This window comes from Shewanella sp. 10N.286.52.B9, from assembly GCF_002873635.1.
In the GTDB taxonomy this organism is placed as follows: domain Bacteria; phylum Pseudomonadota; class Gammaproteobacteria; order Enterobacterales; family Shewanellaceae; genus Shewanella.
The window spans coordinates 34,829-47,510 of record NZ_MCTY01000187.1 but is presented as its reverse complement, the minus strand read 5'-3'; the positions used below and the strand labels follow the sequence as shown (position 1 = coordinate 47,510).

Genomic DNA, 12,682 nt, shown 5'->3' with positions numbered 1-12,682 from the left:
TATTTTATATTTTGAATATGAAAGCTATTTAATAACAGTAATTTAAATTGAATAATTTGATAAAACCGTAGATTGGATGTTTTATTGTATGCTAGTGTTTGAAATATAAAGCTGTCCGTAATGCTTTACTGCTCAACGTTTAACGTTGGCATAAATAACTGTTTGCTGGAGTTGTATAAACTATGTATTACAAAAATGATGACGTTAGAATTGATGAGATAAAAGAATTATTGCCCCCAATTGCTATTTTAGAGCGATTTCCGGCGTCAGAAGCAGCATCAGCAACAGTGTTTAATGCACGAGATAGCATTCATAGAATTTTAAACAAACAAGATGATCGCTTACTTGTTGTTATTGGCCCTTGTTCAATACATGATCCCGTCGCAGCTTTAGATTATGGCAAGCGTTTAATTGCTCTACGTGAGCAATTTAAAGATCAACTAGAAATTGTAATGCGTGTTTACTTCGAAAAGCCTCGTACTACGGTAGGTTGGAAAGGGCTGATCAATGATCCTTACATGGACAATAGCTTTAAGCTTAATGACGGCCTACGAACAGCGCGTAAATTATTGGTCGATTTGAATGAATCTGGCATACCAGCCGCCGGTGAGTTTCTTGATATGATCACGCCGCAATATGTGGCAGATATGATGTGTTGGGGAGCCATCGGTGCCCGTACTACAGAGTCACAAGTGCACCGTGAGCTTGCTTCAGGTTTATCGAGCCCTGTAGGCTTTAAAAATGGTACTGATGGCACCATTAAAGTGGCGATTGACGCGATTGGTGCAGCAAGTGCTCCGCACCACTTTTTGTCAGTCACCAAGTTTGGTCACTCAGCTATTGTATCCACGAAAGGTAATCCAGATTGCCATATTATTCTGCGCGGCGGTAAAGAGCCTAATTATAGCCAACCTCATGTTAGTGCTATTGAAACTCAATTAGAGAACGCCAAATTGCCTGCTAACATTATGATTGATTTTAGCCACGCTAACAGCAGTAAAGACTTTAATAAACAGATGCTAGTGGCTGAAGATGTTGCTGGGCAAATTAGCCAAGGCAATCACAATATTTTTGGGGTGATGGTTGAAAGCAACATTGAAGAAGGCCGCCAAGATCTCGTGGTCGGCAAGGAGTTGTGTTACGGCCAAAGCATAACTGATGCATGTATTGGCTGGAGTGATACTGAAAAGCTATTAGCCACGTTAAATCAAAGCGTATTAAATCGCCGCGGCTAACAGTGCTGCTTGTCTCCAATAATTAAGGCGCTTTTTAGCGCCTTAATTATTGCTATTAGCTAAATATTCATTGGCTTTTGCAAGGCTACCAAAAGCAGAAATAAGATTATTTCTTCCCTTATCCTGAAGCTCAGGGTTACCAGACTCAATCATCATCCACACCCAAGTTTGAATTAATTGCATTGGTGGAGCCTGCGTTTTTGCTGCGTCTAACATATTGCGTCCTTTGAACTGGGAATAAAGGTGAATGATTAATGGAAATCGCTAACAAGTAACGAGTAAAGAGTAGCAAATTCTTTTTCGTTGCAGAACTGTAAACCAAGCTGATTTTGCAATATTTTGTGTTTTTTTGCTAAAAAATAACCTTTGATACTAGCAAATGATAATATCTGTAAGTCTAAAGTGCTATTAGCGTCGATATTAAACGCTATGATGATTTAATTTTGGCTGCTTAAAACAAATTCTTTAGTCTTGCTCAAATCAAGTCACACTAAATTGGCGACTAAGTGTTAACTTAGTGTGGTGGCAAAAGTAAAAGCTAGTTTCGAAATAAACATTCTTAAATTTAATCATTGGTGGTAATGAATGAGACCGTCGGCGTATTTTGATGGACCAGTAGGCAAGCTTAATTGGAAAGTCGTTGGGTTATTAGTGCCCTACTTATTTGAGTTTAAAGGTCGCATCTTTTTGGCGATGTTGTGTTTGGTCATTGCCAAACTTGCTAGTGTTGGTTTGCCATTTATTTTAAAAGACTTAGTCGACAGTTTAGATGGCCAACGCACCGCAGCTATTGTTGCTGTGCCTATTGCATTAGTGCTTGCATATGGCGGGGTGCGCTTTTTAAATGTAGTCATTGGCGAAATTCGTGACACCTTGTTTGGTCGGGTGACTGAAAGAGCCATTCGCCGTTTAGGCTTGAGCGTATTTGAGCATTTGCACCGCCTAGATCTTGATTTTCATTTAGACAGACGAACCGGCGGGTTATCAAGAGATATTGAGCGCGGCACCAGTGGTGTGAGTTTTCTGATGCGCTTTATGGTGTTCAATATTGTGCCGACATTATTAGAAATTGCTTTAGTGGTTGGCATTTTCCTTTATAACTACGGTGTTGGCTTTGCGCTTATTACCTTGGTTGCCGTGGTTGCTTATATTGGTTATTCAATTGTGGCCACTGAGTGGCGCACCGGCTATGTTAGGGATGCTGCAAGGGCTGACTCTTTATCGAATACTCGCGCCATCGACAGCTTATTAAATTATGAAACAGTTAAATACTTTAATAATGAGCAATATGAGTCAAATCGCTATGATTCTGCACTAGAGCAGTGGGAGGTCGCAAAACGTAAAAACCGTCTATCATTATTTGCTTTAAATGCGGGCCAAGCGTTAATCATCGCTGTGGCGATGACGGCGATGATGTGGCTAGCCGCTTCAGAAGTTACCGCAGGTAATATGAGCTTAGGTGATTTTGTATTAATTAATGCTTTTATGATGCAGCTGTTTATCCCGTTAAATTTCTTGGGTTTTGTGTATCGTGAAATACGCGGGGCACTGGCTAATATTGAGCGGATGTTTGATTTATTGGATAAAGTGCCCAGCATTAATGATAAAGCGAATGCCACAGATATCTCGCCAACGATTGGCGCGTTGTCATTTCATGATGTGAACTTTAATTACGATAACAGACCCATTCTTAAAGGGGTGAGCTTCACTGTACCAGCGGGACAAAAAGTCGCAGTGGTGGGTGAAAGCGGCGCCGGAAAATCCACTTTAATAAAACTGTTGTTTCGCTTTTATGATGTAAACTCTGGCGCTATTAGTATCGATGGCACAGATGTTAGAGGCCTATCGCAACAAGCGCTGCGGCAATCTATTGCAATCGTCCCTCAAGATACTGTTTTGTTTAACGATAGCATTTTTCAAAATATCCAATATGGTCGCCCTGATGCGACTGAAGCTGAAGTTAAAAGTGCAGTAGCGCTGGCGAATTTAACTGAGTTTATTGAGTCATTACCACAGCGCTGGGATACTAAAGTCGGCGAGCGCGGTCTTAAACTTTCTGGCGGAGAAAAGCAGCGCGTTTCCATTGCCAGAGCAATATTAAAAGCTGCGCCGATACTAGTCTTTGATGAAGCGACATCATCTTTGGACAGTAAATCAGAGCAAGCAATATTAACGGCGATAAAAGATGCTGCTAAAGGTCATACGAGTTTGGTGGTGGCACATCGATTATCCACCATTATTGATGCCGATAAAATTGTGGTACTTAAAGATGGAATGGTGGCTGAACAAGGGACCCATAACACCTTGTTAGCGCTTAATGGGGTCTATGCCAAACTATGGAAAATTCAAAATGAGCAGGCGCTCTCCCTCTGATAAGTGGCTGTTAGCAGTTTTATCTCTTTGATAGTGGCGTTTTTGTGTATAATTAGTATTAATTGCCTTGAAAGGATTGAGTTCGTATAGGTAAGTAGGAAGTTAGTTGGTAATTAAATCTAGGTATGGAGGTCGTGGGTGCAAAACATTTCTTTAATAGCAGCCTTAGAAGGTACACAACATAAAGTGACTACTGATTGGTTTGCAATTATGGCAACGCTTGAAAATCGAGAAATGAATCAAGATGAACTACAAACTGTTTATGATGAGTTGTGCGCAGGATTGATTGTTACCACTCGCGGTTTAACCTTGGCTAAAATCAATGACAATAACAGTGAAGATAGTTTACTAAAAGCCGATGATAGTGCCGAAGATGTTTTTATTTAAATCACCGACTAGTCATGTTTAGCTGCGAATATAGTAGCTAAATAGCCATCAAGCTTAAATTACCACAAGTTTCCAAGCCAGAAAAAGCAATCTAATTGCTTTTTCTGCTAACTATAATCTGTTATTGACCTTTGGTGGATTTAGCCTATTAAGGGAATGCTTTTAGCGCTCACCACTGTTATAGCAAAGACTTAAATAGTGCGATTTATTAACGGCTTATTAAGCGTTTTTAGACCAACTATTACAAACCATTTTAATGATTGACTCTGCGTTAGCATCAAGGGTTAATCGTCTGATTTCGCCTTGGTTAAAACAGATTTTCTCACCTTCAATTTCTGACATCCTTTCGCAGTTATTACAGGTTAATGATATTGTCTTTGCAGACATCATTGGCGTCATTAATGAATGTGATACTTTCAAATGTAAACCCTTTTGATAAAAGCTTGCTCTAAGTCACGATTTTACACCTAAATGGGGCTTAGTTCAAAATTAGAACTGGCCAATTAATTAGCGATAAGTCTAATAGCTATAATACGGCTACTGGTATAAGTGCTGCGGATCATGTGCGTCCAAATCAGTATTGCCGATAAAACTTATCTAATGAAATAGATACGCCACTGTCAGTGACTATTCTCGCATGATGGCGGGTTAATTGTCTTGGCTCACTCACCCCACAAGAATGAGCAATAACCTTTAAATCATAATGCAGTGAGCGATTGTAGCTTGCCACTCTTGCCGACTTATTGCGCGGATCTAAGCCTTGCTGTAATTTTTTGTTATGGGTCGTGATACCCGTTGGACAGGTGTCTTTGTTGCATTGCAATGCTTGAATGCAGCCTAAAGCAAACATATTACCTCTCGCTGAGGCAATAAAGTCTGCCCCCGTTGCCAGTGCCCACGCCACTTGCGAGGGCAGCACCATTTTACCGCTGGCAATAATTTTTATGCGTTGTTTGAGGCCTTTGTGTTTTAACAGGTTAACTAAAATTGGCAGGCTTTCTTTAAGCGGTAAACCCACATGGTCCATTAATGCCTGCGGCGCAGCGCCAGTGCCGCCTTCTGAGCTGTCTAAAGTAAAAAAATCCGGCGCGTGTTCAATGCCTCGTAGCAGTATTTCTTCACATAAATTAATGAGCCATTGCTCGTCTCCAACGACGGCTTTGATACCTGTGGGTTTACCGGTGATATTACGGATATGCGCGACCATATCCAGAATATCGCCGACCTGATTAAATTCAGGATGGCCATTGGGGCTTATTGAGTCTTCCCCAACAGGAATGCCTCTAATGGCGGCGATCTCACTGGTGACCTTAAGGCCAGGTAGGATCCCGCCTTTACCAGGTTTTGCGCCTTGGCTTAACTTAATCTCAAACATTTTTACCTGATCATGGGCTGCGATTTGCTCAAGTTTTTGATCATCCAATAACCCTTGCTCATTACGTACACCATATTTGGCGGTACCAATTTGAAATACTAAGTCACAGTTACCTTTAAGGTGATGTTCACTTAATCCGCCTTCGCCAGTATTTAACCAGCAACCCGCTTGGGCCGCGCCATGGGATAGCGCAGTAATCGCTGGGCGCGAGAGCGCACCAAAACTCATCGCAGATATATGGCATACTTTCGCTGTCGCATAGGGATGAGTACAGTTTGTACCAATGGTGATGACAGCGTCATTATGTTCATCAGAATCGTATTTAGGAAAGGCCGCATTTAAAAACATAATGCTGCCAGTTTTATCGTGGCTTTGGGTTGAGCCAAAGGCAATGGTGCGGTTTATGCCTTTGGCAGCGCGATAAACCCAACTGCGTTCGGCGCGATTAAAGGGCAATTCTTCTCGATCTTGGGCAAAAAAATACTGCCTGAAAAATTCACCCTGTTTTTCAAATAAGTATCTAAATCTGCCAATAACTGGATAGTTATGCCTAATCGCTTGCTTGGTTTGTAATTTATCTGCGAGATACATATAAATCATCGCGATAAAGAACAGTGCGATAAACGCAAGAAATAATCCCGTAAAAACTTCTAATCCCCAAATAAACCAATTCTTCTGCATTTTTGTTCCTTAAAAATGATCTGTTTGATGCAAATTTGACGCTAGCCTGTGATTATCTGCGTTTATTTTAACCAGATATGCAGATTTATGACTATCCTCAGTATGGCTGATGGGGGATATTTATGACAAAAAATTTGACCTTGTTCTAGCTAAGTATAAGTAAGCGATAGAGTTTGATTGCTATTAAAACAGTTTTACCCAGCTATTGCCGAAGGCGTTGATCAAACCTATAGTTTAATACAGTAAGGTCTAGCCAAATGTTGTTTAAAGACCCTGCCAGTAGATAAATAGCAGATCTAAAATCAAGGAATTACCCTATGTGGACAACTGGTACTGTAATTGAACGTATAGATTGGAATGACAAGTTGTTTTCGCTGCGTATTCGCGCCGATGTTGAGCCATTTATTGCCGGTCAGTTTATTAAACTGAGTCAGATGCGTGACGATAAGCGCATTGCTAGAGCCTACTCTATCGTTAACCCACCCGGTAAAGATTATGTCGAAGTGCTGGCCGTCGCTGTTGAAGATGGTCAGTTATCTCCAGATTTACAGGCACTTAAAATTGGCGATAACATCGAAGTAACCACCAAGGCATCAGGCTTTATGACTTTAGATGAAATCCCCTCAGGGGCACTTCAAGGCCCTGATTTGTGGTTTTTGGCAACTGGCACTGCCGTGGGGCCTTTTATATCGATTATGGAAACAGCAGAGCCGTGGCAACGGTTTGAAAAAGTGGTGCTGGTGTACGGTGTGCGGATGATTGCAGACTTGGCTTATTTACCCCAATTACAAGCGCTGCAGCAACAATATCCCGAAAAATTTGAACTGATACCTATTGTCACTCGTGAAGAATATAAAGACGGCTTATCTTGTCGTATCCCTGATGGGTTAAGTAGCGGTCTCATTGAACAAGCGGCTGGAGTTACCTTGTCGCAAGATAACTCACAAGTACTTATTTGTGGTAATCCAGGAATGATTTCTGATGCGCAAACGGTACTAATAGAAAAGGGGTTAGTGAAGAATCTACGTCGAGCACCAGGGCAAATTACCGTCGAAAAATATTGGTAGCCTGCTTTTAAATAGACTTTCGTTAGCGAGTAACTAGCGAGCTGTAGCTTGTTAGTATTTCGGCAGTAACATTGCTGTAACTCGCATTATCAATGGCTAAACTGTTTATTCGCTTGCTGCGAAAAGCGCAGAAGCTGTAATTAATGCAGTACATTTAAAAAATATATTTTAATCTTAGTTAGCTTATATCCTTAAACAATACTTGCTCCTTAGATAGTGATCTATTACCCTTATCGCAATTGATAACTGTTATCATTTCTATAAGCAGTTACTCGTTAGTATTATGAAAGTCCCCCTGTACGGGGCCATTATGCTGATAAAAAGTAACGCAACGCCAAGGAGAATTTGGAATGAAGTCGTTTAAGCGTCTGGCACTGTTAGGATTAGCAGCAGTATCGTCACTAAGTTCAATTTCAGCAACCGCTGCTGAAGATCTTACTATCTATTCTTATCGTCAAGCTTTTCTAGTAGAACCCATTTTAGCGCAATTTACCGAACAGACTGGCATCAAGGTGAATGTGGTTTTTGCCAAAGATGGCATCGCTGAGCGTATTGCTCGTGAAGGGCGCTTATCTCCTGCAGATCTAGTGTTAACCTCTGACTTTTCTCGTTTAATGGAACTCGTTGATAAAAAATTAGTTGTTGATGTGAATAGCGAGACTTTAAATCACAATATCCCGGCCCAATACCGCTCACCGAGTAACGATTGGTACGCATTAACCATGCGGGTACGTAATGTTTATTCTTCAAAAGAGCGTTTAGGTAAGCTAGATATTAATTATGAAGATTTAGCCTCTGAGCAATATAAAGGCAAAATCTGTACTCGTAGTTTCAAGCACCCTTATAACATTGCCCTGGTTGCTTCAATGATTGCCCATCACGGTGAAGCTGAAACCAAAACGTGGTTAGAAGGGCTTAAAGCCAATTTAGCTCGTAAACCACAAGGCAATGATCGCGCGCAAGTTAAAGCGGTAAACGAAGGTTTATGTGATATCGCCTTAGGTAACAGTTATTACTTTGGTAAGATGATTAAGGACCCTAAGCAAAAAAGCTGGGCTGAATCAGTGGAAATCAACTTTCCTAACCAAGATAACCGCGGTGCCCATATAAATGTTTCAGGTATGGCACTAGCTAAGTTTGCCCCAAACAAAGATAATGCTATAAAATTGATGGAATTTTTATCATCTAATGTAGCTCAAAGTCTTTACGCAGAAGTTAACATGGAATATCCGGTAAAAGCCGATGTTGCCCCTTCTGACATGGTAGCCTCTTGGGGGGACTTCAATGCAGATAGTCTTCCAATCTTTAAGCTAGCAGAAAACCATCAAGCGGCAGTGAAGCTAATTGATGAAGTAAAATTTGATCTGTAAGGATGCTTTATTTCGCCGCGTTAACCGATAACGCGGCATAGACTGGAAAGTATTTATGATCTTAGGCTTAACCAGAGGCTGGTCGTTCGCTGGTTATGCAATTGCGGTAATATTAATTTTGCCGCTTTTTGCACTTTTAGTACAAGCTACACTCCCTGACGAAGCTGTTTTTAGTCACTTAATTGACACCGTTTTACCGACCTATATTAGTAACAGCCTATTGCTGATGCTGAAGGTCTGTGTCGGTTCCTTAGTGATTGCAGTGCCAGCCGCTTGGTTGGTAGCTCGTTGTCATTTCCCCGCCAGACGTTACTTTCAATGGGCGCTGCTATTGCCACTGGCAATGCCTGCTTATATTGTCGCGTATGTGTATACCGACATGCTTGATTACGCCGGTCCTGTACAAAAGTTGCTAAGGCAAGTGTTTGGCTGGACATCACCGCAAGATTATTATTTCCCTGATATTCGCAGCCTAACCGGCGCAGCAATTATGCTGTCATTGGTGTTATTTCCTTATATCTATTTATTAGCCAGAACGGCTTTTATGGAGCAATCTTCCAGCCTATTGCACGCCTCTAGAATTATGGGCTGTAGCCCGTGGAAAAGCTTTTGGCGTTTAGGCCTGCCAATGGCCAGGCCGGCACTTGCAGTAGGGATGGCATTAGTGGCAATGGAAACCGCTGCCGATTTTGCTACAGTGAGTTACTTTGCGGTGCCAACCTTAACCACTGCGGTATACGACACTTGGCTGGGTTATGGCAGCTTATCGGCAGCAGCAAAATTATCAGCCATTATGTTGCTGGTGATTTTTGCCATGGTGGGTTTTGAGCGATTTGCCAGACGCAAACAAGAGTTATATCAAAAGCAGTCTAGGTTAACTGAATCAGACAGATACCAGCTAAAAGGTGTTAAAGCTTGGCTCGCCTTTGGCTATTGTAGCCTGCTGATTGGTCTCGCGTTTTTATTACCTTTTATTGTATTAAGCGGCTACGCCATCGACTACTTTGACCAGAGCTGGAACAGCCAGTTTTGGCAATACAGTTTCAACAGTTTGTATATTGCCCTCGTCGTGAGTTTTATATGTGTGCTACTGGCATTAGTGTTGATGTTTGTTAGGCGCGTAAGCCCCCGTCGGGCAGACCTATTACCTTCACGATTAAGTAGCACAGGCTATGCCATACCAGGCACAGTGCTGGCTATTGGCGTGTTGGTGCCATTAACGTATTTAGATTTTGCTATAAATGATGTCTATGACTATTTTGGTGCGCGCGGCCCAGGATTGTTATTTACCGGTAGCGTGATCGCGCTAATTTTTGCTTTTTGCGTTCGCTTTGTGGCGATATCTATTGGCAGCATTGAAAACAGCTATAAACGTATTTCGCCTTCCTTGGATATGGCCAGTATTACCATGGGGCAAAAGCCGACTAAGTTATTATGGCGAGTGCATTTACCGCTGCTACGCAAAGGCATTTTTGCAGGGGCATTATTAGTGTTTATTGAAAGCATGAAAGAGCTACCCGCAGCGCTATTGTTAAGACCCATTGGTTTTGAAAACCTCGCCACCTATGTATTCCAGTTTGTCTCCGATGAACAACTCGAACATGGCGCTTTGGCTGCTATCGTGATTGTTTTAGTTGGGTTAGTGCCATTGATTTATCTAAACCGTTCATTGGAGCAAGAGAGCTAATATGTCCACATTGACCATTCAAAATGTAAAAAGTGACTACCAAGGACAGGTGATTCTTAAAGGGCTCGATCTCACTTTAGAACAAGGTGAAATCGTTGCACTGCTTGGCCCAAGTGGTTGCGGAAAAACCACCTTATTACGTGCTATTGCAGGTTTACAGGCCATCAGCCAGGGCTGTATTTCAATTAATGGTGAGTGTTTAAGTGGTGACAACACGTTTGTTGCCAGTGAACATCGCGGCATTGGAATGATTTTCCAAGACTATGCCTTATTTCCGCACTTAACTGTCAGTGAGAATGTGTTATTTGGGGTCAATGGGCTGGATAATAGTCAACGTAAAGCCCGGCTTGAAGAGATGCTACAACTGGTCAAGCTTGAAGGGCTAGAGTCGCGTTACCCCCATGAGTTATCAGGTGGACAACAGCAACGGGTATCTATTGCTCGTGCATTAGCCTATGAGCCTGAATTATTATTACTTGATGAACCGTTTTCTAACATTGATGCCCAAGTACGAAATGAAATGATGTTAGAGATCAGGCAAATATTAAAACAGCGTAATGTCAGTGCGGTGTTTGTGACCCACAGTAAAGATGAGGCCTTTGTGTTTGCTGATAAGCTGGCATTGTTTAAAGATGGCGCCATTGTACAACACGGTTTAGCTGAAACCCTCTATGCTCACCCTAAAGAGCGTTATGTGGCTGATTTTCTTGGTGCGGGTAATTATTTATCTGTGATGGTGAAAAATCAGCAGCAAGTGTCATCTATTCTGGGATTAATTGAAAGTACCTCTGAGTTATCTCAAGCTGCTAACTATCAAGGCCAGTTGCTACTTAGACCGCAACAGATTGATCTACAACCTGCTTCTCAAGGCCATGGTGAAATTATTGAGCGTCGTTTTCTAGGTACAATTTGTCATTATTGGGTTAAGGTAGGACAACAAACGCTCGAAGTTAGAAGCCAATTAACTGAACTGACCTTAGGTCTGAAAGTCAATTTATCAATCTCGCCACATTCACTGGTTATTTTTTAGTGATGCGTATCAAAGTTGTTAAAAAATTGAGCTTGAGCACAAGGAATTAATTGCTCAATTACCTTACAATTATGCTCTCTTATATTTGATAAAGGTGATTGATTCCAACATGGAAAATCAGAATATGCCTCGCGAACAGTTAGGGGTTTGTGCCGAAGGTAATTTGCATAGCGTCTATTTGATGTTTAATGCAAATGACGCTGTTGAAGCTCAATTACGCCCTTGTTTAGCCAATGTTGCTCAATACATCTATGAGCTCACAGATCAATATGCAGATAGTGCCTTTAATGGCTTTGTAGCTATTGGCGCTAACTATTGGGATTCACTTTATAGTGAACAACGTCCTAAACATTTGCGTCCATTCCCAGCGATGCAAGCTGAAAATCGTGATGCGCCTGCCATTGAATATGATTTATTTGTGCATATTCGTTGCGATCGTTACGACATCCTTCATCTAGTGGCCAATGAAATCAACCAAATGTTTGAAGGCTTGGTTGAGCTGATTGAAGAAGAGCGTGGCTTCCGCTTTATGGATAGCCGTGACTTAACTGGTTTTGTTGATGGCACCGAAAACCCGAAAGGCCGTAATCGTCAGCAAGTGGCTTTAGTTGATGATGAGGATGCCAGCTTTAAAGGTGGCAGTTATATTCATGTGCAAAAGTATGCCCACAACTTAAGTAAATGGAATCGTTTACCGAATAAAAAACAAGAAGATATCATTGGTCGTACCAAGCAAGATGATATTGAATACGCCTCTGAAGATAAGCCGTTAACCAGCCATATTAAGCGAGTTAATTTAAAAGATGCCCAAGGTAACTCAATGGAGATATTGCGTCAGAGCATGCCATTTGGGTCGCTTAAAGAACAAGGGTTAATGTTTATTTCAACCTGTCGCACACCGACCAACTTTGAAGAAATGCTTCGCAGTATGGTGCATGGTGACGGCCATGGTAATCATGATCATTTGATGCAGTTTACCAAGGCATTAACCGGCTCATCATTCTTCGCGCCTTCGCTAGATTTTTTAGCCCGTTTTGCCAATGATTAAACGCAAATAACAAATTAGCCGACTGTAGCAGGTTAATTATCGATAAAAAAAGCAATGCCTCAGCATTGCTTTTTTTGGTCTGTTATCTGTTAGAGCGCGGTGCGTTTGTAACGGCGATATTCAGGTTCCCAGAAATTACTTTCAATTTGTTGTTGCAGTAATTCATCTGGACAAGGTAGGGCTAATTCTTGCTCGATAGCTTTTTTAGCCACTGCAAAAGCAATATATTTGCTCACTTGCTGAATGTCTTCCCGTCTTGGCAGTAGTTAGAACGCGGTGCGTTTGTAACGGCGATATTCAGGTTCCCAGAAATTACTTTCAATTTGTTGTTGCAGTAATTCATCTGGACAAGGTAGGGCTAATTCTTGCTCGATAGCTTTTTTAGCCACTGCAAAAGCAATATATTTGCTCACTTGCTGAATGTCTTCC

At 41.6% G+C, this 12,682-nt stretch carries 11 protein-coding genes and 1 pseudogene; 8 read left to right on the top strand and 4 right to left on the bottom strand.

The features are described 5' to 3' along the window. Window positions 1-182: 182 nt before the first annotated feature. Window positions 183-1,235: a 3-deoxy-7-phosphoheptulonate synthase AroG gene (gene aroG, locus BCU91_RS13945; protein WP_102438539.1), complete on the top strand. Its 1,053-nt coding sequence runs from the start codon at window positions 183-185 to the stop codon at window positions 1,233-1,235. A 42-nt stretch (window positions 1,236-1,277) separates the two neighbouring features. Here aroG and BCU91_RS13940 read toward each other — a convergent pair whose 3' ends face one another. Then, window positions 1,278-1,451, bottom strand: a complete 174-nt coding sequence (locus BCU91_RS13940) for a hypothetical protein (protein ID WP_102438537.1) — start codon at window positions 1,449-1,451, stop codon at window positions 1,278-1,280. 369 nt (window positions 1,452-1,820) lie between these two features. On the opposite strand from BCU91_RS13940, the gene BCU91_RS13935 reads away from it, so the two are divergent. Both BCU91_RS13935 and BCU91_RS13930 read left to right on the top strand, forming a co-directional pair. Then, a complete protein-coding gene (locus BCU91_RS13935; RefSeq protein ID WP_102475321.1) occupies window positions 1,821-3,608 on the top strand; it encodes an ABC transporter ATP-binding protein/permease in 1,788 nt (595 codons plus the stop codon). Between the two features lie 138 nt (window positions 3,609-3,746). Further along, the gene (locus BCU91_RS13930; protein WP_102438533.1) at window positions 3,747-3,995 is read left to right on the top strand and encodes a hypothetical protein; all 249 of its coding nucleotides are present in this window, start codon (window positions 3,747-3,749) and stop codon (window positions 3,993-3,995) included. A 219-nt stretch (window positions 3,996-4,214) separates the two neighbouring features. On the opposite strand, the gene BCU91_RS13925 is transcribed toward BCU91_RS13930, so the two are convergent. Continuing rightward, window positions 4,215-4,415 carry a hypothetical protein gene (locus BCU91_RS13925; RefSeq protein WP_241900970.1) on the bottom strand — a complete coding sequence of 67 codons (201 nt, stop codon included), beginning with the start codon at window positions 4,413-4,415 and terminating at the stop codon, window positions 4,215-4,217. Window positions 4,416-4,569: 154 nt separating this feature from the next. Then, window positions 4,570-6,051, bottom strand: a complete 1,482-nt coding sequence (locus BCU91_RS13920) for an FMN-binding glutamate synthase family protein (RefSeq protein ID WP_102531735.1) — start codon at window positions 6,049-6,051, stop codon at window positions 4,570-4,572. A 317-nt stretch (window positions 6,052-6,368) separates the two neighbouring features. Between BCU91_RS13920 and BCU91_RS13915 the strand changes: the two genes are divergently transcribed. The 5 genes from BCU91_RS13915 (at window position 6,369) to BCU91_RS13895 (ending at window position 12,253) form a co-directional block, all read left to right on the top strand. Continuing rightward, window positions 6,369-7,118, top strand: a complete 750-nt coding sequence (locus tag BCU91_RS13915; protein WP_102438527.1) for a ferredoxin--NADP reductase — start codon at window positions 6,369-6,371, stop codon at window positions 7,116-7,118. A 350-nt stretch (window positions 7,119-7,468) separates the two neighbouring features. Beyond that, window positions 7,469-8,488, top strand: a complete 1,020-nt coding sequence (locus tag BCU91_RS13910; RefSeq protein WP_102438525.1) for a Fe(3+) ABC transporter substrate-binding protein — start codon at window positions 7,469-7,471, stop codon at window positions 8,486-8,488. A gap of 55 nt (window positions 8,489-8,543) precedes the next feature. After that, complete coding sequence (locus BCU91_RS13905) at window positions 8,544-10,175, top strand: iron ABC transporter permease (protein WP_102438523.1); 1,632 nt, start codon at window positions 8,544-8,546, stop codon at window positions 10,173-10,175. 1 nt (window position 10,176) lies between these two features. Then, entirely contained in the window at window positions 10,177-11,205 is a 1,029-nt protein-coding gene (locus BCU91_RS13900) for an ABC transporter ATP-binding protein (RefSeq protein ID WP_102438521.1), read from the top strand. 109 nt (window positions 11,206-11,314) lie between these two features. Further along, window positions 11,315-12,253, top strand: coding sequence for a Dyp-type peroxidase (locus tag BCU91_RS13895; protein WP_102438520.1), 939 nt, complete (start codon window positions 11,315-11,317; stop codon window positions 12,251-12,253). 89 nt (window positions 12,254-12,342) lie between these two features. Here the strand turns inward: BCU91_RS13895 and BCU91_RS13890 are convergent. Continuing rightward, window positions 12,343-12,519: pseudogene (locus BCU91_RS13890) on the bottom strand (NAD-dependent malic enzyme); the annotation flags it as partial. Between the last annotated feature and the right edge of the window lie 163 nt (window positions 12,520-12,682).